The sequence below is a fragment of the Allorhizobium sonneratiae genome, assembly GCF_023700755.1.
Lineage (GTDB): Bacteria > Pseudomonadota > Alphaproteobacteria > Rhizobiales > Rhizobiaceae > Allorhizobium > Allorhizobium sonneratiae.
The window spans coordinates 26,589-49,559 of record NZ_JAMKOJ010000008.1 but is presented as its reverse complement, the minus strand read 5'-3'; the positions used below and the strand labels follow the sequence as shown (position 1 = coordinate 49,559).

General features: G+C 58.1%; 20 protein-coding genes and 1 tRNA gene. 16 read left to right on the top strand and 5 right to left on the bottom strand.

The window, feature by feature from the left end; translation table 11 throughout:
* Window positions 1-274 precede the first annotated feature (274 nt).
* A tRNA-Glu gene (locus tag NAC44_RS14930) sits at window positions 275-349 on the top strand.
* A gap of 52 nt (window positions 350-401) precedes the next feature.
* On the opposite strand, the gene recJ is transcribed toward NAC44_RS14930, so the two are convergent.
* From recJ to NAC44_RS14910, 4 genes are all read right to left on the bottom strand, one after another.
* Window positions 402-2,204 (bottom strand): single-stranded-DNA-specific exonuclease RecJ, encoded by a 1,803-nt coding sequence (recJ, locus tag NAC44_RS14925; protein ID WP_250942018.1) that lies wholly within the window; start codon window positions 2,202-2,204, stop codon window positions 402-404.
* A 15-nt stretch (window positions 2,205-2,219) separates the two neighbouring features.
* A complete protein-coding gene (locus tag NAC44_RS14920; protein WP_250942016.1) occupies window positions 2,220-3,539 on the bottom strand; it encodes a homoserine dehydrogenase in 1,320 nt (439 codons plus the stop codon).
* A gap of 64 nt (window positions 3,540-3,603) precedes the next feature.
* Complete coding sequence (locus NAC44_RS14915) at window positions 3,604-4,821, bottom strand: LL-diaminopimelate aminotransferase (RefSeq protein ID WP_250942013.1); 1,218 nt, start codon at window positions 4,819-4,821, stop codon at window positions 3,604-3,606.
* Window positions 4,822-5,025: 204 nt separating this feature from the next.
* Window positions 5,026-5,355, bottom strand: coding sequence for an SHOCT domain-containing protein (locus NAC44_RS14910; RefSeq protein ID WP_250942011.1), 330 nt, complete (start codon window positions 5,353-5,355; stop codon window positions 5,026-5,028).
* Window positions 5,356-5,561: 206 nt separating this feature from the next.
* On the opposite strand from NAC44_RS14910, the gene NAC44_RS14905 reads away from it, so the two are divergent.
* On the top strand, window positions 5,562-7,409 hold the full coding sequence (locus NAC44_RS14905; RefSeq protein WP_250942010.1) for a PHA/PHB synthase family protein: 1,848 nt from the start codon (window positions 5,562-5,564) through the stop codon (window positions 7,407-7,409).
* Between the two features lie 6 nt (window positions 7,410-7,415).
* A complete protein-coding gene (sfsA, locus tag NAC44_RS14900; RefSeq protein WP_250942009.1) occupies window positions 7,416-8,114 on the top strand; it encodes a DNA/RNA nuclease SfsA in 699 nt (232 codons plus the stop codon).
* Between the two features lie 13 nt (window positions 8,115-8,127).
* Here the strand turns inward: sfsA and NAC44_RS14895 are convergent, their stop codons facing one another.
* A complete protein-coding gene (locus NAC44_RS14895; protein ID WP_250942008.1) occupies window positions 8,128-9,132 on the bottom strand; it encodes a YeiH family protein in 1,005 nt (334 codons plus the stop codon).
* 94 nt (window positions 9,133-9,226) lie between these two features.
* Between NAC44_RS14895 and NAC44_RS14890 the strand changes: the two genes are divergently transcribed.
* From NAC44_RS14890 to NAC44_RS14830, 13 genes are all read left to right on the top strand, one after another.
* Window positions 9,227-10,108 (top strand): LysR substrate-binding domain-containing protein, encoded by an 882-nt coding sequence (locus NAC44_RS14890; protein WP_250942007.1) that lies wholly within the window; start codon window positions 9,227-9,229, stop codon window positions 10,106-10,108.
* A gap of 80 nt (window positions 10,109-10,188) precedes the next feature.
* Window positions 10,189-11,025 carry a type I methionyl aminopeptidase gene (gene map / locus NAC44_RS14885; RefSeq protein WP_250942006.1) on the top strand — a complete coding sequence of 279 codons (837 nt, stop codon included), beginning with the start codon at window positions 10,189-10,191 and terminating at the stop codon, window positions 11,023-11,025.
* A 4-nt stretch (window positions 11,026-11,029) separates the two neighbouring features.
* On the top strand, window positions 11,030-11,866 hold the full coding sequence (gene radC, locus NAC44_RS14880; protein ID WP_420839954.1) for a RadC family protein: 837 nt from the start codon (window positions 11,030-11,032) through the stop codon (window positions 11,864-11,866).
* A gap of 120 nt (window positions 11,867-11,986) precedes the next feature.
* Entirely contained in the window at window positions 11,987-12,244 is a 258-nt protein-coding gene (locus NAC44_RS14875; RefSeq protein WP_250942005.1) for a hypothetical protein, read from the top strand.
* A 165-nt stretch (window positions 12,245-12,409) separates the two neighbouring features.
* Window positions 12,410-13,813: a Si-specific NAD(P)(+) transhydrogenase gene (gene sthA / locus NAC44_RS14870; protein ID WP_250942004.1), complete on the top strand. Its 1,404-nt coding sequence runs from the start codon at window positions 12,410-12,412 to the stop codon at window positions 13,811-13,813.
* A 37-nt stretch (window positions 13,814-13,850) separates the two neighbouring features.
* Window positions 13,851-14,675, top strand: a complete 825-nt coding sequence (locus tag NAC44_RS14865) for a ferritin-like domain-containing protein (RefSeq protein WP_250942003.1) — start codon at window positions 13,851-13,853, stop codon at window positions 14,673-14,675.
* A gap of 161 nt (window positions 14,676-14,836) precedes the next feature.
* Window positions 14,837-16,054, top strand: a complete 1,218-nt coding sequence (locus NAC44_RS14860; RefSeq protein WP_250942002.1) for a M23 family metallopeptidase — start codon at window positions 14,837-14,839, stop codon at window positions 16,052-16,054.
* 78 nt (window positions 16,055-16,132) lie between these two features.
* Window positions 16,133-16,381 (top strand): hypothetical protein, encoded by a 249-nt coding sequence (locus NAC44_RS14855; RefSeq protein WP_250942000.1) that lies wholly within the window; start codon window positions 16,133-16,135, stop codon window positions 16,379-16,381.
* A gap of 77 nt (window positions 16,382-16,458) precedes the next feature.
* A complete protein-coding gene (locus NAC44_RS14850; protein WP_250941998.1) occupies window positions 16,459-17,907 on the top strand; it encodes a cryptochrome/photolyase family protein in 1,449 nt (482 codons plus the stop codon).
* Window positions 17,908-18,010: 103 nt separating this feature from the next.
* Window positions 18,011-19,051 carry a cysteine synthase A gene (locus NAC44_RS14845; RefSeq protein WP_250941996.1) on the top strand — a complete coding sequence of 347 codons (1,041 nt, stop codon included), beginning with the start codon at window positions 18,011-18,013 and terminating at the stop codon, window positions 19,049-19,051.
* Window positions 19,052-19,064: 13 nt separating this feature from the next.
* A complete protein-coding gene (locus NAC44_RS14840; RefSeq protein WP_250941993.1) occupies window positions 19,065-19,799 on the top strand; it encodes an alanyl-tRNA editing protein in 735 nt (244 codons plus the stop codon).
* 24 nt (window positions 19,800-19,823) lie between these two features.
* A complete protein-coding gene (sseA, locus tag NAC44_RS14835; RefSeq protein ID WP_250941991.1) occupies window positions 19,824-21,257 on the top strand; it encodes a 3-mercaptopyruvate sulfurtransferase in 1,434 nt (477 codons plus the stop codon).
* A 677-nt stretch (window positions 21,258-21,934) separates the two neighbouring features.
* The gene (locus NAC44_RS14830) at window positions 21,935-22,909 is read left to right on the top strand and encodes an L-lactate dehydrogenase (protein ID WP_250941989.1); all 975 of its coding nucleotides are present in this window, start codon (window positions 21,935-21,937) and stop codon (window positions 22,907-22,909) included.
* The last annotated feature ends 62 nt before the right edge of the window (window positions 22,910-22,971 follow it).

The following is a 22,971-nucleotide window of genomic DNA, read 5'->3' as shown; positions in this document are numbered from 1 at the left end:
TGTCAGAAGCCCGCTCAGCCTTCACCGACAACAATGCGCCAAATCCAAAAAAGTGCAAACAGCGACGAAAGAATAATCTCGATACGCCGGAAACCGGCATCCGGATTGCAAAACGGATGGTAAAATCAACGTGTGACCATCACGTCAGATGATACATATCGGCCAAAACAACAGCATGAAGAAAGAAGCCCCTTCAAAAACCAAGACTTGTCAAAAAATTGTCGCAAGCCGCTTGCCAGCCCAGCAGAGCGCCATTATAAGGGCGCCACAACACGCGCCCTTCGTCTATCGGTTAGGACGTCAGATTTTCATTCTGAAAAGAGGGGTTCGACTCCCCTAGGGCGTGCCATTAATTTCCACCATCATGTAATCATCATCTTGTCGCGTTCAAGATATGTGCATCACAGCGCTGGTGCGGCATCGATGATGCGCAGCTGAATGCGCCGTGTGCCCTGCCAAAGCTCTGCGCCCAAGGTTCCTGCCACGTGAACCGCCTCGCCCCGACGCGACAAAAGCAGATCGCCAAGCGGCGTTTCCCCGGCGCGAAAGGCAATGGCCTCGAGCCGGCTGCCATCCGGCCCTTCCAGCGTCACCTTGACATGATTGGTACCGATCAACCGGCTGTCGCGGATGCGATGGGCAGGCACGGCGAAAATCGGCTGCGAATGGCCGGAACCATAGGGACCGGCACTTTCGAGAAGATCGATCAAAGCAAGCGTGGCGCCCGATGCGCCCAGCGCCCCGTCGATCTTCAGGGCGCGATTGGCGGCAAGCGTCATCACGGTTTCGCGCGACTGATCGTCGAAAAAGCTTCTGAGTGAACCGAGCTTTGTCCGCTCCACCGTCAGACCCGCCGCCATGGCATGGCCGCCGCCCTTGACCAGCAGACCGGAATCGACGGCGGCACGCACCATTTTTCCCATATCGAAACCGGGAATGGAGCGACCGGAACCGGTGCCCTTGCCCATCGCATCAAAGGCAATGGCAAAGGCCGGACGCTGGAACCGCTCCTTGAGCCTTGCCGCCAGCAGCCCGACAATGCCCGGATGCCAGCCTTCGCGCGCCGTGACGATCACCGACGCCGTTTCGCCCGTGCCATATTCGGCCATGGCTTCGGCCTCGGCCTCGGCCAGCATCGCCGCCTCCATCGCCTGACGCTGACGGTTCAGCTCGTCGAGCTGCGTGGCAATGGCCTCGGCCGCATGGGCGTCATCCATGGTCAGCAAGCGGCTGCCAAGGGCGGCATCGCCGATGCGTCCCCCGGCATTGATACGCGGACCGATGAGAAAACCGAAATGATAGGGCGTGACCGGCCCGCCAATGCCCGCCACCTTGAAGAGTGCGGCAAGCCCGGCATTCTGCTGATGGCGCGCGGCAATCAGCCCCTTGACCACATAGGCGCGGTTCAACCCCTTGAGCGGCACGACATCGCAGACCGTGGCCAGCGCCACCAGGTCGAGAAAGGCAAGAAGATCGAGCGAGCGGGCCTGTGGATGCCCACCCTCCCTCAACTGCCGGAGCGTTGCGACCAGCACCATGAACACAACGCCCGCCGCACATAAATGTCCCTGGCCGGAGAGATCGTCGCTGCGATTGGGATTGACCAGCGCATGGCAGGGCGGCAGCTCATGGCCCATCTGGTGGTGGTCGATCACCACCACATCGATACCGCGCCGATGCGCTTCAGCCAGCGCCTCATGGCTGGTCGAGCCGCAATCCACGGTCACGATCAGTTCCGCGCCGCGCTCGATCAACTGGCCGATGGCGGCGGCATTCGGGCCATAACCTTCAAAAATCCGGTCGGGAATATAGATTTCGCTCTCCACACCGAAATGGCGCAGAAACCGGTAAAGCAGGGCCGAAGAGGCGGCACCGTCCACATCGTAATCGCCGAAGATCGCCAGTCTTTCACCCTGTCTGACGGCCCTTGCAAGGCGTGCCGCAGCCTTGTCGGCATCGGTCAGCGTCGAGGGATCGGGCATCAGAGCGCGAAGGGTGGGATCGAGAAAGGCCTTCGCCTCGGCCACACCGACGCCGCGCCCTGCAAGCACACGGGCGATCAGCTCCGGCAGGCCCTGGCTTTGTGCCATGGCCAGCGCCCGGTTAAGCCCGGCCTGATCGAGCCGCGCCACCCAGCGCTGCCCGCTGGCAGAGGTTTCCACATTGAGAAAGGCGCGGTCAACGGGATCGGCAGGTTCCAGCATGGCCTCTCGGGATCATCAAACGGATTTCGGCCGCTCGATGCGGATCACCTGCGGCTCGCCCAGCAGATAGCCTTCTTCCTTGATGGCCGCAACCGCCTTGCGCACCGCGCCTTCCATGGTCGCATGGGTGACGAGAATGATCGTCTTGGCATTTTCCGATGCGCCAGAGCCGGAATGCTGGACGATGGATTCGAGCGAAATGCCGTTCTCCGCCATCTGCGTGGCGATGCTGGCAAAGACGCCGGTACGGTCCATCACGGTCAGGCGGATGAAATAGCCGCCCTCATGCCGCTTCATCTTGGCTCGGGAATAGGCCTCCAGCAGATGCGCCGGGCGACCCAGCACCGGTACGCGCTGTGCACCGGGGCGGCTCTTGGCGATGTCGGTAATGTCGCCCAGCACGGCAGAGGCCGTGGCATTGCCACCGGCACCGGGCCCGACCATCAGAAGCTCGCCGAGAATATCGGATTCCACCGCCACAGCATTGGTCACACCATCCACCTGGGCGATGACGGAATTGACCGGCACCATGGTCGGATGCACACGCTGTTCGATGCCGCTCGCCGTTTTCTGCGCCACGCCGAGCAGCTTGATGCGGTAACCGAGATCGCGCGCGGCCTGAATATCCTCAATGGTGATGTTGCTGATGCCTTCGAGATAGATTTCGTCGGCGGCAATCTGGTTGCCGAAGGCAAGCGTGGTCAGGATCGCCAGCTTGTGAGCCGTGTCATTGCCTTCGATATCAAAGGTCGGATCGGCCTCGGCATAGCCGAGACGCTGGGCTTCCTTCAGGCAATCGGCAAAGCTCAGTCCCTCCTTTTCCATCCGTGTCAGGATGTAATTGCAGGTGCCGTTCATGATGCCGTAAATGCGCGAGAAGCTGTTGCCGGTGAGCGATTCTCTCAGCGTCTTGATGATCGGGATGCCGCCCGCCACCGCCGCTTCATAATTGATCAGCAGACCCTTTTCCTCGGCAAGCTTTGCCAGTTCGACGCCGTGTTTCGCCAGAAGCGCCTTGTTGGCCGTCACCACATGCAGGCCGCGCTTCAACGCCTTGCGCAGTGAGCGCTCGGCCGGACCTTCCGCCCCGCCGATCAACTCGACGAAAACATCGATATCGGCCTTTTCCGCCATCTCCACCGGATCGTGAAACCAGGCAATGCCCGTCAGATCGAACCCGCGATCCTTGTCTTTGTCGCGAGCGCTGACCGCGGTAATGGCAATGGGTCTGCCGCAGGCAACGGTGAGTGCATCCATGCGGGTTTGCAGAATGCGGGCCAGCGACGCGCCAACGGTGCCAAGCCCCGCAATGCCGATCTTTAAGGCATCAGCCATGAGAAAATCCTGATATGCTTTTATCGATAAAGGGACGGTCCGGGCGGACCGTCCGGAAGAGACCTCAACGGTGGGCGTTGAGCGAAATGACATTGTGCAGCGTATCTTCCGCCGAAGACAGGAAGCGCTTCAAGTTGCGCGCGGCCTGACGGATGCGGTGCTCGTTCTCGACCAGCGCGATGCGGACATAATCATCGCCCTGCTCGCCGAAGCCGATGCCCGGTGCCACGGCGACATCGGCCTTTTCCACCAGAAGCTTGGAAAACTCCAGCGAGCCGAGATGGCGGAATTTTTCCGGGATTTTCGCCCAGGCGAACATGGTGGCCGCCGGCGGCGGCACCTCGAAACCGGCCTTGCCAAAGCTTTCCACCAGCACATCGCGGCGGCGCTTGTAGACATTGCGCACCTCGGCAATATCGGAACCGTCGCCGTTCAGCGCATAAGTTGCGGCCACCTGAATGGGTGTGAAGGCGCCGTAATCGAGATAGGATTTTACCCGCGCAAGCGCTGCAATCAGCCGCTCATTGCCGACGGCAAAGCCCATGCGCCAGCCGGGCATGGAGAAGGTTTTCGACATGGAGGTAAACTCCACCGCCACATCCATCGCACCCGGCACTTCCAGAACGGATGGCGGCGGATTGCCGTCGAAATAGATCTCCGAATAGGCAAGGTCGGAGAGCACGATCAGGTCGTGCTTTTTGGCAAAGGCAATCACGTCCTTGTAGAAATCGAGCGAGGCAACCCGCGCCGTCGGGTTGGACGGATAGTTGATGATCAGCGCCAGCGGTTTCGGGATCGAATGGCGCACAGCCCTTTCCAGCGGCGGAAAGAAGCTATCATCCGGCTCGATCGGAATGGAGCGAATGACACCGCCGGTCATCAGGAAGCCGAAAGCGTGGATCGGATAGGTCGGATCAGGGCACAGGATCACATCGCCCGGTGCGGTGATCGCCTGCGCCATATTGGCGAAGCCTTCCTTGGAGCCCAGCGTGGCGACGACCTGCGTATCCGGATTGAGCTTCACATTGAAACGGCGGGCATAGTAAGCCGCCTGGGCGCGGCGCAGGCCCGGAATGCCCTTGGAGGAGGAATAACGATGAGTGCGCGGATCCTGCACCACTTCGCAGAGCTTGTCGACGACAGCCTGCGGTGTCGGCAGATCGGGATTGCCCATGCCGAGATCGATGATGTCCGCCCCCCCGGCGCGCGCGCTGGCTTTCAAACGGTTGACCTGTTCGAAAACATAGGGCGGCAGTCGCCGGACTTTATGAAACTCTTCCATCTCAGACCTCGTTGAACGGCAGACACGCTGCCGCGGGCGATCCGTTATCATCGTGTTTGACCCCGCAAACGGATCGGACAAAGCGGGGGTATCAGCATATTCGACACAGTCTAACTTCAAACCGGATTCGGTTGAAGAGCTTTGTCTCATCCGCAATGGGGCAGAAAAACGATTTTATTCTGGCAAGATCAAAGAAGACAGTCCTTACTGGCTGGCGTCTTTGGCATCCTTGATCGCCTTGAGGCGGCGTTTGTATTCCTGATCGCTGATCTTGCCACTGTCATGCAGACCCGCAAGTGCCGTCAGCCTGTCCTGCATCGTCTTTGCCGCGCTGTTGCCCATCTGCTGGTTTGCGGCGGTGATCGGCTTTGAAAACTCCGGATAGCCGTCCTTGTCCACGTAGGAAGACGGCGCAAGTGCCGGCGTCGGATAGTGTGTCGCAGCACAGCCGGCAAGCGCCAGAACCAGACCCGTGGCGGCAAGGCGGGCCGGTGTGGAAAGACGGTGGCGCAAAAAGGCGATGGCAGTCATCATATCATTCACACACAAGGTTATAGCGTTGATTGCTGCCTGCCCTGCCCATGCACCGGATAACATCGGCACACCACGGCAAGAACACGCAGGACGTGCAAAACATGGTGGGCAATGCCGTTCCATCCCTTGCACGGTCTGGAACTTGTAGTCATTTTCGGGCAGGATAGGCAAATATAAAAACCATAGAGTGATCGGGGAGAGGCACGTTGACCACAGCATCACAGGGAGAAAATAATGCTGGCGCATCCTCTTCCGGCTTCGACAAGGCTCTGATCGAGCCTTATATGGTGAAAAATCCTGAAGCTCTGGCGCTCAACATGGCCAAGGCGATGGAGAATCTCGGCAAGGCCGCATCCTCCTGGATTGCACCGCGTGAAAAGGGCGAAGTGGTCGATCCCGTATCCGAGCCGATGGTGGAAATGGTCAAGACCGTCTCACGCGTCGCCGAATACTGGATGGCAGACCCCGCCCGCACCGTCGAGGCCCAGACCCATCTGATGACCTCGCTGTTCGGCGTCTGGATGAACAGCATGGCGCGGCTTTCATCCCCGCCCGGCGAGGCACCCGCGCCAGAGCCGATCAAGGACAAGCGGTTTGCCGATGCCGACTGGCAGAAACATCCGTTTTTCAATTTTCTCGGCCAGTCCTATCTGGTTCTGGCCGAATGGGCGGAAAAGCTGGTGGACAACACCGAGGGTATCGACCCGCATACCCGCCACAAGGCGAGCTTCTACGTGCGCCAGCTGACGGCGGCGCTGTCGCCAACCAATTTCGTTATGACCAACCCGCAACTTTATCGGGAAACGGTGGCAACCAGTGGCGCCAATCTGGTCAAGGGCATGAAAATGCTGGCCGAGGACATTGCCGCCGGCAAGGGCGACCTCAAACTGCGCCAGACCGATATGAGCAAATTCGCCATCGGCCAGAACATGGCGCTCACCCCCGGCAAGGTCATTGGCCAAAGCGATGTCTGCGAGGTGATCCAGTATGAGCCATCGACCGACAAGGTGCTGAAACGGCCGCTTCTGATCTGCCCGCCCTGGATCAACAAATTCTATATTCTCGATCTCAACCCGCAGAAAAGCTTCATCAAGTGGTGCGTGGATCAGGGCCATACGGTCTTCGTCATCTCCTGGGTCAATCCGGATGAGCGCCATGCCGAAAAGGACTGGCTTTCCTATATCCGCGAGGGCATCGATTTTGCCCTCGACAAGGTGGAACGCGCCACCGGTGAAAAACAAGTCAACGCCATCGGATATTGCGTCGGCGGCACGCTTCTGTCTGCCGCCATGGCGCTGCATGCCAAGGAAAACAACCGGCGCATTGCCAGTGCCACGCTGTTTACCACGCAGGTGGATTTCACCCATGCGGGCGATCTGAAGGTCTTTGTCGATGAGGAGCAATTACGCGGGCTGGAAGAGCGGATGCGCCGCGAAGGCTATCTCGACGGCTCGAAAATGGCCGCCGCCTTCAACATGCTGCGCGCCTCCGAACTGATCTGGCCCTATTTCGTCAATGCCTACCTGAAAGGGCAGGACCCGACCGCCTTCGACCTTCTCTACTGGAATGCTGATTCGACCCGCATGGCGGCGGCCAATCACGCCTTTTACCTGCGCAACTGCTATCTCGACAACACGCTGGCGCAGGGCAAGATGCAGCTTGACGGCAAGACGCTGTCGCTCAAGGACGTCACGGTGCCGATCTATAATCTGGCCACCAAGGAAGACCATATCGCTCCGGCGAAATCGGTCTTTGTCGGCTCCAGCTGTTTCGGCGGTCCTGTTACCTATGTGATGAGCGGATCAGGCCATATTGCCGGTGTGGTCAATCCACCGGACAAGCACAAATACCAGTTCTGGACGGGGGACAAGCCCGAAGGCGTCTTCGAGGATTGGGTGAAGACGGCAACGGAAACGGCAGGCTCCTGGTGGCCGCATTGGCAGGCCTGGGTGGAAAACCTCGACAACAGAAAGGTCGATGCGCGCAAACCCGGCGGCGCGGCACTCAACACCATTGCCGATGCGCCGGGCAGCTATGTGCTGGAACGTGTCTGAAAACTGATGCTCTTCGATCCACCCCTGGTCGCCGCCACGCTCAAGCGCCGCTACAAGCGTTTTCTCTTCGATGCGACCCTCGAAACCGGTGAGGAGATCACCGGTTTTTGCCCCAATACCGGCTCCATGCGTGGCCTGACGGCACCGGGTTCGCGCATCTTTCTTTCCGATCATGCAGGCTCCAGCCGCAAATACCGCTATGGGTTTGAAATGATCGAGGCAGACGGCACGCTGGTCGGTGTCAACACCGCCCTGCCGAACCATCTGGCGCGGGAGGCAATCGCTCTTGGGCTGGCGGATGATCTCGCCGCCTATCCGACGGTGCAGACAGAACGGCGTTATGGCGAAAATTCCCGTATCGATCTTCTCCTGTCTTCACCGAACCGGGCCGATTGCTATGTCGAGGTGAAAAATGTGCATTTCATTCGCAGAGCCGGGCTTGCCGAATTTCCCGACAGCGTGACAGCGCGCGGAGCAAAACATCTTGATGAAATGGCAAGGCTTATCGAAAACGGCAAACGGGCGGCGATGCTTTACATCATTCAGCGCGAGGACTGCGAAGCTCTGTCCATCTGCGAAGACCTCGATCCAGCCTATGGCCGCGCCTTTCGCGCCGCCCGGTCTGCCGGAGTCGAGGCCTTTGCCGTGAAGTGCCGGGTAAGCCCGCAGGGAATAGTTCCCATCACTTCTGTGCCGGTGCGGTAAGCAACCGCTGTCCTTATCCGAGAAAATGCAGGCTGATATCGGCCAATGTGCCAAGGCAGAGGATGGAGAGCGCGCCCGCCGCAACCACGCGGCCACCTGAAGCCATCAGGCTGCGCAGATTGACCGAAAGACCCAGCGCCGCCATCGAGACCGTGGTCAGGAGACCGGAGAGCATCGAGGCCGGTTCAAGAGCAACATGCGGCAGAATATCGAAAGAACGGGCAATCATCAGAGCGAAGAAGCCAAGGATGAACCAGGGTGCGAGATGCTTCAGCGTCACTGACGACTTACCATCGCCGCCCGCCACCAGCCCCAGCATCAGAAGAACAGGGCCGAGCATCATGACCCGGATCAGCTTGACCACCGTGCCGGTTTGCAGGCTCAGCAGACCGAGCGGGGCAGCTGCAGCCAACACCTGCGGCACGGCATAGACGGTCATGCCGGCCAGAATGCCGTAATGGCGCGGATCGAGCCCCATGACCCCGGCAAGCGGCGGCAGGCCGAGCACGACGAGAATGCCAAGCGCTGCGGTAAAGGCGATCGAGGCGGCAACATCATCGGCATGGGCATCGATTACCGGAGCGGCGGCGACAATGGCCGAATTGCCGCAGATGGAATTGCCGCAGGCGACCAGCAGCGCCAGCTTGTGCGGCAGGCCAAGCGTGCGCCCGATGCCGTAACTCAGCGTCAGCGCCATGATCACCACCGCCACCACCGCCACGATCAGCCCTGCCCCGTTTCCGGCAATCTGCTTGAGGCTGATCGAAGCGCCGAGAAGCACGATGGCGATTTCCAGAAGCAGCTTGGCGCTCATATGGATACCCGGCGCAAAGCGGGCGGGAAGCGGCCGGACCGTGTTGATCAGCGTGCCAATCAGAATGCACCAGACCAGCGCATCGACCGGCGTCTGACCGGTGAACCGCTGCAACAGCGCAGTGACAGCATAACCGGCCCCCGAAACGGCAAAGCAGAGAACCAGACCGGAAAGCGGCGATTGTCCAGTTTGAGATGAAAACATTGGAACCTCCATGTGTTGGCTCCGTTATGCGCTTCCCATTCATGCAAATATATCGCATAATATAGCATATTTCTTGTAGAAAAATTGGATAATTATGACACTCGAACAACTGATGATCTTCATTGCCGTCGCCGAGCGTCAACATATCACCCAGGCTGCGGAAGCGGTGCATCTGACCCCGTCGGCGGTCAGCGCCGCGATCCGGGCGCTGGAAACGACCCATGACGTTCAGCTTTTTGACCGCATTGGCCGGGGTATTCAATTGACGCCAGCCGGACGGATGTTTCTCGATGAAGCCCGCGCCACGGTGGCCCGCGCTGAAAGCGCCACCCGGATGCTGGCGGACCTCAGCGGCCTGAAACGCGGCAAGCTGACGCTTCAGGCAAGCCAAACCGTGGCCAGCCATTGGTTGCCGCGTCAGATGATGGCCTTTCATCGTCTTTACCCGAACATCGACCTGTCGCTGACCATCGGCAACAGCCGATCCGTCACCATGGCGGTGGAGGAGGGGCAGGCAGAGCTGGGCTTTGTCGAGGACGAGATCAACAGCGACCTCGTCTCCGGCACGATTGTTGCCACTGACGAGATGGTGGTGGTTGCGCCACCCGGCCATCCGTTATTATCGGCTTCCGGCGACATACGCCCTGCCCTTGTCGCAACAGGCTGGATCATGCGCGAAGAAGGTTCCGGCACCCGCAATACCTTTGAAGCCGCCCTTCTCGCCATGGGCATTGACAAAGCCTCGCTCACCATTGCGCTGACATTGCCCTCAAACGAGGCGGTGCTGTCGGCCCTGCCGGACAGCCTTTGCGCTGCCGCTTTATCAAAAGCTGCCGCTGCTCCATGGATCGAAACGGGGCGACTTGTCCTTGCCCCCGTTCCTCTGCCGTCACGACATTTCTCCGCTCTTCGCCACCGTGAGCGGCGTTTAAGTGGTCTGGCCCGCGCTTTCATGCAGGTCTCCATCCTCAAGTGAAGCCTTTTCCGCCGCTTGACGATAGACGAACTCCCACTGCCTGCGCTAATAAGGAGCAGAAGATTCAGGAAGAGACGTGCATGGTAACCTATATCGAAGCGGCAACTTCGCCTTTGAAAAACACCGGCGCCATTCGCCTTTACGGAGCCGATGGCTTCGAGGGCATGCGCAAGGCCTGTCAGGTGACGGCCCGCTGCCTCGATGAACTGGCAGCGCTCGTAGCCCCGGGCGTCACCACAGCCGCCATCGACCGTTTCGTCTTCGAATTCGGCATGGATAACGGTGCCCTGCCCGCCACGCTGAATTATCGCGGCTATCGCCACAGCGTCTGCACCTCGATCAATCATGTGGTCTGCCACGGCATTCCCGATGACAAGCCGCTGCGCGAAGGTGACATCGTCAATATCGATGTCACCTATATCGTCGATGGCTGGCATGGCGATTCCAGCCGCATGTATCCGGTCGGCCAGATCAAACGCGCCGCCGAACGCCTGATGGAAGTGACGCATGAATGTCTGATGCGCGGCATTGCCGCTGTGCGTCCGGGCGCCCGCACAGGTGCCATTGGTGCGGCGATCCAGAGCTATGCCGAAGCCGAGCGCTGCTCGGTGGTGCGCGATTTCTGCGGCCATGGCGTCGGCCAGTTGTTTCACGACAGCCCGAACATTCTTCATTACGGCCGCCCCGATGAAGGCCCTGAAATGCGTGAAGGCATGATCTTCACCATCGAGCCGATGATCAATCTCGGCAAGCCGCATGTGAAAGTGCTCTCCGACGGCTGGACCGCCGTCACGCGCGACCGATCGCTGACGGCACAATATGAACATGCTGTCGGCGTGACGGCGACGGGCTGCGAAATCTTCACGCTCTCCCCCGCCGGTCTCGATCGGCCCGGTCTTCCTCCCATTCAGGCATGATGCGATGAGCCGCCCCTTTCCCGACATGGACGATCTGCCTTTTTCCGGTTCACCGGGAGCGGATATCGATGGAGAAGAGGACGAGCGCGGCTTTTTCGCCGAACAGATGCCGAAGCGCCAGAGCGGACCGGCGCAGAAAAAGCAGGCAGCCGCACAACCGGAAAAGCCGGAAGCCCATTATCACGGCCATCGCGACCGGCTGCGGCTGCGGTTCAAGGACAAGGGCGAAGAGGCGCTGGCCGATTACGAAATCCTTGAACTGCTGCTCTTCCGCCTGATCCCAAGGCGCGACACCAAGCCGATTGCCAAGGCGCTGCTCGACCGTTTCGGTTCGCTGGCCGGTGTGTTCGGGGCAAAGCTCAGCCTGTTGCAGGAGGTGAAAGGCGTTGGCGAGGCGGTGGCGCTCGACCTGAAACTGATGGGTGCTGCGGCGCAACGCATGCTGAAAAGCGAAATCAAGGGACAGCCCGTCCTCTCGTCCTGGTCCAGCGTCATCGATTATTGCCACGCCGCCATGGCCTATGAGACCACCGAGCAGTTCCGCATCCTGTTTCTCGACAAGCGCAATGCGCTGATTGCCGATGAGGTGCAGGGCCGCGGCACCGTGGATCATACGCCGGTCTATCCGCGTGAAGTGGTGAAACGGGCGCTGGAACTCTCCGCCACCGCCATCATCCTCGTGCACAATCATCCGAGCGGCGACCCCACGCCGTCACGCGCCGATATCGAGATGACCAAAACCATCATCGACACGGCAAAACCGCTGGGGATAACCATCCACGATCACGTGATTATCGGAAAACAGGGCCATGCCAGCCTGCGCGGGCTGCGTTTGATCTGATTGCGTTCATCTTCGGCCGTGTAAGATGTCATCAGAACCGAAATCCGCCGCCCAAAGCGGCGCCATATCGGCAAGCTTCTCCTGACGGAGACGATTGCCACGACCAGACAGGACAGAGCCTTGACCCGCACCATCACCGCCGCCTTCATTCTTGCCATGCTTGTCATGCCCGTGACCGGACAGGCCGAACCTGCCAAACCGGATCGCTGCACCCGCGAAAACGGCACCACCGTCTGCCGCAGCATGATGAAGCCGCCGCACAAGGTTTCCGAAGCCAGCCGCCGTCTGCACCATCATCGCGCCAAAAGCATCGACCCGATCATCACCTGCTCAACCGGCAAGGACAAACCCTGCGTCCCGGTAAAGCCAAAGCCGTAAAACCTGTCATGCCGGATGCGGCCCGCAGATGTAAGCTCCAGCCCGATGATGTCTTCATGATCCGAGATTCAGCACCGTTTCATAACGAAACGGTTAGATTGTTGCAGTACAACATAAATCGAACTATCCAACCAACTGGATAGGCGATTTACGGGAATGACAGCCATGTACCAATATGATCTCATCGTCATCGGCAGCGGTCCCGCCGGACGGCGGGCAGCCATTCAAGCGGCCAAGCTTTCCAAAAAGGTTCTGGTGGTGGAGCGTGGCGGCCATGTTGGCGGTGTCTCGGTGCATACCGGCACCATTCCCTCGAAGACGCTGCGCGAAACGGCGCTGAACCTGACCGGTTGGCGCGAACGCGGCTTTTATGGCCGATCCTACCGGGTCAAGCAGGATATCCGCGCCGAGGATCTGCGCCGCCGGCTGCTGATCACCCTCGATCATGAGGTCGATGTGCTGGAACATCAGTTTTCCCGCAACCGGGTGCAGCAATTGCGCGGCCTTGCCCATTTCCTCGACGCCCATACGCTGGAGGTGAAAAAGGATGATGGTGAAATCATGCATGTCACCGGCCAGTCGATCCTGATTGCCGTCGGCACCCGTCCGCACCGTCCTGAAACAATCCCCTTCGATGGCGAGCAGATCATCGACAGCGACGAGTTGCTGGACATCAAGGAGCTGCCACGCTCGATGATCGTCATCGGCGCAGGCGTCATCGGCATCGAATATGCGACGATCTTCAGCGCGCTCGATACGCAGGTCACCGTGGTTGAACCGCGTGAGACCATGCTCGATTTCATCGATCGGGAAATCGTCGCCGATTTCACCTATCAGCTGCGCGACCGCAACATGAAGCTGATTTTCGGTCAAGCGGCGGAAACCATTGAAAAACTCAACGGCAAATGCCGCGTCACCTTAAAAAACCATCGGGTGCTGATCGCCGATATGGTGCTGTTTGCCGCAGGCCGTATGGGCGCCACCGACACGCTCAACCTTGAAGGTTGCGGGCTTAAGGCGGACAATCGCGGACGGCTCAAGGTCAATCCCGAAACCTTCCAGACGGATATTCCCAATATCTATGCCGCAGGCGATGTCGTCGGCTTTCCAAGCCTTGCTTCGACCTCAATGGAGCAGGGCCGCATCGCCGCCCGCCATGCCGTTGGCGCACCGGCACAGGAACCACCGCAATATTTCCCCTATGGTATTTATGCCGTGCCGGAAATTTCCACCTGCGGCCTGACCGAGGAAGAGGTGCAGAGCCGCGGCATTCCCTATGAATGCGGACAGGCGCTCTTTCGCGAAACCTCCCGCGGCCATATCATGGGGCTGGAAAGCGGGCTGCTGAAGCTGATCTTTTCGCTGAAAACCCGCCGCCTGCTTGGCGTGCACATCGTTGGCGAAGGCGCGACCGAACTGGTCCATATCGGTCAGGCAGTCTTGAACCTGAAGGGCACGGTGGATTATTTCGTCGAAAACACCTTCAACTATCCGACCCTTGCCGAAGCCTACAAGATTGCCGGGCTGGATGCCTGGAACCGGATGGGCGAAGCGCAGAAAAGCGCCTGATACTTGCCCGATATTTGCCCGATATTTGAAAGAACCGATGGCGGATTTTGACATTCTTTCCCTCAGAGCGGGGGCGACTGCGGCGATTGCCGCAGCCGATCTCGACCTGAAAACCGATCTGGCGCAGGAGACGGCACGACGCTGGCATGCGCGAAAGCTTTCCCTGCGCTCGCCGCTCGATCCGACCTTGCCTGAACGCCCCGGCCGCCCGGCAAAGCCGGAACTGGTGCCGCCCAAGGCCACGGAAAAACGCTCGCTGCATACGCTGCCGGGCCGCATCGCCATGCTGCATGCTCTGGCCCATATCGAGCTGAATGCCGTGGATCTGGCGCTTGATATCGTGGCCCGCTTTGCCGCAGAACCGGTGCCTCATTCCTTCTTCGACGGCTGGATGCAGGTGGCCTTTGAAGAGGCCAAACATTTCCGCCTGGTGCGCGACCGCCTCAGAGTTCTGGGAGCCGATTACGGTGACATGCCTGCCCATGATGGGCTGTGGCAGGCCGCCCATTCCACCCGTTTCGATCTCACCGCACGGCTCGCCGTCGTGCCGCTGATCCTTGAAGCGCGTGGCCTGGATGTCACCCCTTCGCTTCAGGAGAAGATGCGCGAGACCGGCGATATCGCCAGCGCCGATGTGCTGAAAATCATCTATGACGATGAAAAAGGCCATGTCGCCATCGGGGCAAAATGGTTCCGCTTTCTCTGCGCCCGCGAAAGGCGCGACCCGGCCAAGACCTTTCAGGCGCTTGTGCGCAGCCATTTTCGCGGCACGCTGAAAGCCCCCTTCAACGATATTGCCCGCGCAGAAGCCGGGCTCACCCCATCCTTTTACCGGGCGCTGTCTTCGATCAGTCACGCCTGAACGGCGCAGACCGGACCAAAGACGGATTTCAGCAGGTGAACCAAGTGTTTAGCATGGTTAATCCACCCAGATGACAATAATAGTTTGTTAACCATAACGCGTTCTAATCAGCCCGATGATTCCGCTCCCCCACCGGGACTGGCAACAGTCGGGAGATCTTGATGCGCAAGAACAGCATGACAGGCTTTGCCGGCAAACCGCGCAAACAGCATGTGCTGATTCTGGCCTCCGGTGACACCATCCGCCATATGACGCTTAAGCCATGGATGGCCGGTGTCGCGATTGCCTTTGTTGCCGCAGCCATTGTCGGCTATCTCGGCGCCACCGCCTATCTGGTGATGCGCGACGATCTGATCGGCGTTTCCATGGCGCGTCAGGCACGGCTGCAGCATGATTATGAAGACCGCATTTCGGCCCTGCGCGCTCAGGTGGACCGGGTCACCTCACGCCAGTTGCTCGATCAGCAGGTGGTCGAGGAAAAGCTGCAGACACTGCTGGAACAGCAGATGGCCCTGTCTGCCCGTAGCGGCAGGCTGGGAACCTTGCTCGATCGCGCTGAAACCTCCGGCCTCACCCCCGACACCTCGAAGGAAACCGCCGCAACCCTGCAAAGCCGCCAGCAGGCAGAGTTGAATGATGCCCCCTCTGATGCCGTTGCCGATAACAACATGGCTGACAGGGCCGATCGCGTCTTTCAAAACGTGACGCTCTCCCTCAAGCGGATCGAGCAGACACAGCAGGCCCGCATTCGCAATCTGACGGAAGCGGCAGACAGCAAAGCCGATGCCATCGACGCCGTGTTGAAAAACAATGCCATCAAGGTGGATGCGCCGCAGGAGGGCAAGGATGCCATGGGCGGCCCTTTTATCGATGCCAATCCAAAACTGGGTGCAGACACCTCCCTTAACGGCCTCGACACCGCCCTTGACCGGTTGGATGCAGCCCGCAGCACCGTCAAGGACATGCCTTTCGCCAATCCTGCCCCCACCCATGAAATCACCAGCCCCTTCGGCACCCGCACCGATCCTTTGCTGGGGCGTCTTGCCATGCATCCGGGCGTGGATTTCCGTGCCGGGATCGGCGCACCGATCCGCGCCGCCGGAGCCGGAACCGTGGTCTTTGCCGGTCAATCCAACGGCTATGGCAATATGGTGGAAATCGACCATGGCCAAGGTGTCACCACGCGCTATGGTCATATGTCGAAGCTGTTGAGCCATGTCGGCGAAAAGGTCGAGGAAGGCCAGGTCATCGGCCTTGCAGGCTCCACCGGCCGCTCCACCGGACCACATCTGCATTACGAAATCCGCCGCAACGGCGTGCCGGTCAATCCGATGGGATTTCTGACCTCAGGCTTGAAACTGCATGCGATTCTTGAATAACGGACGACTCTCACCGCCCGCTTATTCCTTTTTGCTTCACAATGAACCGGATGTTCACGTTTCCCATATAAAATACATATGACTAATGACAGATATGGGACGGCTATGTGGCTTGAACTGCACGATGGCGATAATCTGCCGATTTATGTCAACATGGACAATGTTGTCGATTTTCGCTGGTACGACACGGAAAAATTCACCTGCCTGATCACCACGGCCCCGTTTGCGGAAAAGCTTCATCAGCTTTATGTGCGTGAAACTGCGCGTGAAATCATGAGCAAAATTCAGGAAGAGCAGCTCAAGCAAAACAGGCCAAGACAGGGGTGAGACAATCCAGAGGTGACTTTATTGCGTAATCAGATGTGAAACTTTCCAAGTTTATACGCTGATCACAGGTTTGCCCAATGTCCCGCCCCTCTCCCGTTCTCCTCTGGTTCCGCAAGGATCTGCGCCTTGCCGACAACCGTGCCCTTCAGGCGGCAATTGCCACCGCAACACCGGTCATACCGGTCTATATCCACGAGCCTGCGGACACCGGCACCGGACCGATGGGACAGGCACAGGCCTGGTGGTTACATCATTCCCTTGAAAGCCTTGACAGATCACTGCAAAAACATGGTCTAAACCTGGTTCTCAAAAGCGGAAAAGCCGATCAAGTTCTCGAAGACCTGATCGAAAGGACCGGCGCTGACACCATTCACTGGAACCGTCGCTACGATCCGTCCGGCATGGCGGTGGATGCGAAACTGAAAGCTGATCTTGCTGCGCGCGGGCTGACCGTTCAAAGCCATGGCGGCTTTCTGCTGCATGAGCCGACAAAGGTGAAAACGGCAAGCGGCGGTCCGTTCCGCGTCTATACGCCCTTCTGGCGGGCACTCGAAGCTGGTGGCGATCCGCCGCCGCCCATCGATTGTCCGTCCAGCATCACAGGCCCACAGGCAATGCCAGACAGCGAGCAACTAAAGGACTGGCAGCTTCTGCCGGTCGGACCGAACTGGGCGAAAAACTTTACCGATTTCTTTCAGCCCGGTGAGGCGGGCGCGCAGCAAAAGCTCAAGCTTTTCATCGGTAAAGGACTTTCGGGCTATCGGCATTTGCGGGATTTTCCGGCTCTGCCGCACACCTCCCTGCTCTCGCCGCATCTGGCGCTGGGAGAAATCACGCCCGCGCAGATCTGGCACGCTACTCTGGGCCTTGAGGATGATATTGCCACGGAAGATTATGTGCATTTCCGCAAGGAACTGGTCTGGCGGGAATTTTCCTACCACCTGCTCTCCCATTTTCCCAAGCTTGCGAGCGAAAACTGGAACAGCAAATTCGATGCCTTCCCCTGGGGGAAAAACGATCATTTTCTGTCAGCCTGGCAAAAGGGCATGACCGGTTATCCAATCGTCGATGCCGGAATGCGACAGCTTTGGCGCCATGGCATCATGCACAATCGCGTCCGCATGATCACCGCCTCTTTCCTGATCAAGGATCTGATGATCGACTGGCGCGAAGGCGAGGCCTGGTTTGCCGATACGCTGCTCGATGCCGATCCAGCCTCCAATGCGGCAAGTTGGCAATGGGTGGCAGGCTCCGGTGCGGATGCGGCCCCGTTTTTCCGCATCTTCAATCCGGTGACTCAGGGGGAAAAATTCGATCCCGATGGCGATTACATCCGCGCCCATGTGCCAGAGCTTGCCAGATTGCCCAATCAATTCATCCACAAACCCTTTGAAGCCCCGGAGCAGGTTCTGAAAGCCGCTGGCGTCGAACTGGGCAAGACCTATCCGAAACCGCTTGTCGATCATAAACAGGCGCGGGAGACAGCCCTCAAAGCCTTCAAGGACATCAGCGGGCAGGAAGCATAGTTTTCCTTCTTTGCCCCCGGATCGGCAATGGCATTTCTTGCCAGAGGACGCTTGCCGGTTGAAAAGACAGGGCTTATGTTCATGTGCAAATGAAAGCGCGGTCATGTCTTTTCACCCTTCCGTCCTTGATGCCATCGGCAACACACCCCTCATCCGTCTGAACGCGGCCTCCGAGGCCACAGGTTGCACGATTTTAGGCAAGGCGGAATTTCTCAATCCCGGCCAGTCGGTCAAGGATCGTGCCGCGCTTTACATCATCCGCGACGCGGAAAAACGCGGCCTGCTGAGGCCCGGCGGCGTGATTGTCGAAGGCACGGCAGGCAATACCGGCATTGGCCTGACACTGGTGGCCAAAGCGCTCGGTTATCGCACCGTCATCGTCATTCCCGAAACCCAGAGCCAGGAAAAGAAGGACGCGCTTCGCCTTCTCGGCGCAGAACTGGTGGAAGTGCCCGCCGTTCCCTACAAGAACCCGAACAATTACGTCAAACTCTCAGGCCGTCTGGCCGAGGAACTGGCAAAGACTGAGCCGAACGGTGCAATCTGGGCCAATCAGTTCGACAATATCGTCAACCGTCAGGCCCATATCGAAACCACGGCGCGGGAAATTTTCGAAGCGACCGATGGCAAGGTGGACGGTTTCATCTGCGCGGTTGGCTCCGGCGGCACGCTGGCGGGAACGGGCATGGGCTTGAAAGCGCTGAAACCTTCGGTGAAAATCGGCCTTGCCGATCCCGATGGGGCTGCTCTTTATGATTTCTATACGAATGGCGAGCTGAAATCCGCTGGTTCCTCGATCACCGAAGGCATCGGTCAGGGCCGCATCACCGCCAATCTCGAAGGCTTCACTCCCGATTTTGCCTATAAGATTGCCGATAGCGAGGCCCTGCCAATCATTTTCGATCTGATTGAGAAAGAAGGCCTCTGCCTTGGCGGCTCCTCCGGCATCAACATTGCCGGCGCCATCCGGCTGGCCCGCGATCTCGGCCCCGGCCACACCATCGTGACCATTCTGTGCGACTATGGCAATCGCTATCAGTCGAAACTGTTCAACCCCGCCTTCCTCAAGGAAAAGGGCCTACCGCAGCCGCAATGGCTGAACAAAGGCGCACCCGCCCTCAATATTCCCTATCAACCTGCCTGAAATGTGAGACATCATGCCGACCGCACCGCTCTTCCGTGAAGATTTTTATCTTGCAACTGCGGAGGCCGTGGTCACGGTCGTGCATGAAAATGGTGCCATCGAACTCGACCAGACCTGTTTTTACGCCACGTCTGGCGGCCAGCCGGGCGATACAGGCTTTCTTGAACGCGCCGATGGCAGCCGCATTCCTCTTGGCGTAACCCGGCACGGAGCCGACAAAAGCATCATCCTGCATCAGCCGCTCGAGGGCACGCCTGCTCCGATTGTGGGCGAAAAGCTTACTCTGCATGTCGACTGGCCGCGCCGCTACAAGCTGATGCGGATGCATACGGCCTGCCACCTTCTGTCGGTCGTCTGCCCCTTTCCCATCACCGGGGCTGCGGTTGGCGAGGAGGAATCGCGGGTTGATTTCGACATGAGCGAGACCATCGATGCCCATCGCGTGACAGAAGACCTGATGCGGCTTGTACGGGAGAATCACCCGGTTTTCCTGCAATGGATCACCGATGAGGAGCTCGCCGAAAATCCCGGTATCGTCAAATCGAAAAACGTACGCCCGCCCGTTGGTTTGGGTCGCGTTAGCCTTGTTTGCATCGGACAGGATTCCAGCGTTGACAGCCAGCCCTGCGGAGGCACACATGTCTCTGAAACTCAGGAGGTTGGGGCGATTCACATCGCCAAAATCGAGAAAAAGGGCAAGGAAAACCGGCGTTTCCGCATTCGTTTCGGGGAAGCGCCCTCAATCTGACGCCCGATAACGACGGAGAAAAGCATGTCCGCGGAAAGAAGCCGTTTTGTCGTGTCTGCCGAATGGGTGCAAAAACAGCTTGGCGCGCCGCAATTCCGGCTGGTCGAGGCGTCGTGGTATCTGCCTGCCCACAAGCGCAACGGCGCGGAAGAATATGCCGCCGGCCATATTCCCGGTGCCGTCTTCTTCGATCAGGACAAGATTGCCGATCACTCCACCGGCCTGCCGCACAGCCTGCCCTCGCCGGAAAGTTTTGCCGAAGCCGTCGGCGAAATGGGCATCAGCGAAACCGACACGATCGTCGTCTATGATGGCCCGGGTCTGTTTTCCGCCCCGCGCGTCTGGTGGATGTTCCGCATCATGGGCGCGCCGAATGTCTTCATTCTCGATGGCGGCCGCGACGGCTGGGTGGCCGAAGGACGACCAATGGAAAGCAGCGCCCCTGCGCTGAACCCTGTCGCCTTTCATCCGAACTTCAAGGAAAGCCGGGTGACCTCTTTGATCGACATGCGCGAAATCGTCGACGAAAAGACCCGCCAGATTGCCGATGCCCGCCCGGCTGGCCGGTTTACCGGCGAAGAGCCGGAACCGCGCCCGGGGATGCGTTCCGGCCATATGCCGGGCGCACGCTCCGTGCCGATCTCCAGCCTTTCAGAAAATGGTCGTCTCAAGGATCTCTCCACGCTGCGTTCGCTGTTTACCGAAGCGGGAATCGATCTGACCAGACCGGTGGTGACCAGTTGTGGTTCCGGTGTTACGGCAGCGGCAATTACGCTGGCACTGGAATCGCTTGGCCATCACGACAACACGCTTTATGACGGCTCGTGGTCGGAATGGGGTTCGAAGAAGGATACGCCGGTTGAAACCGGTCCGGCCGAACCGATCACCTACCGCCTGCCGCAGCCGCTGACGGCCTCCGTCACCAGGCTGGAGATGACTTCTGCACCAAAATCCAGCCTGCCGGTGCCGGTGAATATCCAGACAGCCATCATCCGGGCCACATCCATGCCGCCCGCCTATTACCGCTTTCTTTATCGGCAGGTGGGTGCGCGGTGGCACTGGTATCAGCGACTCAGAATGAACGATGACGAACTGAAAGCCATCATTCACAATCCGAAAGTGTCAATCTCGGTACTCTACGTGAACGGCGCGCCTGCAGGCTTTTTTGAACTGAGCGAAATGGACAACGGCTCCATCGAGCTTTCCTATTTTGGTCTGTTCGAGCACGCACTGGGGCTTGGCATCGGCAAATGGTTCCTGCTGCAGGCGCTTTATGCTGCATGGCAGAATGCGCCCGCCAAAGTTACGGTGATGACCAACACGCTTGACCATCCCCGCGCGCTGCAACTCTATCAGCAATTCGGCTTCTCACCGGTGGAGAGCTGGACGGAACTGGTGCAGCCGCCGACCGATCAGGAATTGATCGATCTAATGCGCCGTGATTATGCGGCCTTGTGACAAAAAACGGGCGACATATCGCACATTACAGCATGGTGCCGCTTTATAAAACGCACGATGCTGTAAAGCATGCTGTATTTTATTGCCGACAATAAAATCATAACATACATGAAACAAAAATAATAAATCCTGTCGCTTTAAATCATATTTATCGCGACAGGATTTATTGTTTTTGGCAGTAATACGAAAACATTATGACGCTTTGTTTCTATACAATTTCGGAGATAAAATTGCACCTCAATTGTCTTGCGATAAGGCTCTCGTGGAATGAATTTACAATTTGAGTCCCGATTTCCTCATGTGCTGCACCCAAAACTCAAATTGCGTAAATTCCATATCGCAAAAGCCATATATGCATAAAATGCACCGAGGATATACCAGCGATCATACAACGCATAAAGCGGCCGACACCGGTAGCATCATCCCCAAAAAAACAATCTAAAATTGCAACCAAATTTAGACGAAGTGTAAAGTTGACAATACCTTACCTTCCTATATCAGCTTTAATACATGACGGCATACAACCAAAAGATCAACGTCACATAAAACAAGAAGTCATATGAACGACGCATTGTGGTATAATTAACCTCTAAAAGGCCACGTCACCTAGTAATTATAATAGATTTTTAAATTTATACTCAATGGCTGCAGTCGATATTTTCTGTTAAATATAACACATGCAAGAAGCAGATACGGTTAAGATGAGCAGCATAGAGCACATGGTAAAGATAGGCATTGTGGGCGCTGGCATGGTCGGCAGCGCATCTGCCTACGCTCTGGCTCTTCGAGGGCCCGCCCAGGAAATTGTGCTTGTCGATCAAAATAACGAGCTTGCCGTTGCGCAGGCAGAAGATATCGACCACGCCATTCCATTTTTCTCTTCAATCAGGATCAGAGCAGGAACTTACGAGGATCTTGAAGGGGCTGCAATCATTGTGATTGCCGCTGGCGTCAGCCAGAAACCCGGTGAAACACGGATCGAACTTCTGGAGCGCAACCTGGCTGTGTTTCGCCATGTCATCTCACGGATCATGACCGTTGCGCCTGACGCCATACTGCTGATTGCCACCAATCCGGTCGATATCATGACCGATTTCACCACGCGGCTTTCGGGATTGCCAGCATCGAAAGTGATCGGCACCGGCACAATGCTCGATACGGCACGTTTCCGGACGCTGCTCGCCCATCATCTTCAGATTTCACCGCAGGGCATACACGCCCATGTTCTCGGCGAACATGGCGATAGTGAAGTTCTAGCCTGGTCAAGTGTCAGGATTGGCGGACTGCCCCTTGAAGTCGTCGCGGCCTCACTGGAGAGACCACTTGACGTGCAGGCAAGGCAAAGCATAGACACCGCTGTCCGCAATGCAGCCTATCATATTATCCGTGGCAAGGGCGCCACCTATTTCGGCATTGGCGGAGCGCTTCAACGCCTCATCGAAGCAATCCTGCGCGATGAAAACGCTATTCTGACAGTCACAAGTTTGACACCAGCCATTGCCGGCGTCGCATCTGTGACGGCCTCCATTCCACGCGTCATCGGCCGGACTGGCATCGTACATGACCTGCCTCCCAACCTCGATGAAGCGGAAACGCGTCTTCTTTACAAGAGCACAACATTATTAAAATCACTAACCGAAAGTATTGATTAGTAAATCATAAATTTACATTTATAGCGTCAACGGAACTTCAGATGGAAAACAGAATTCTTACA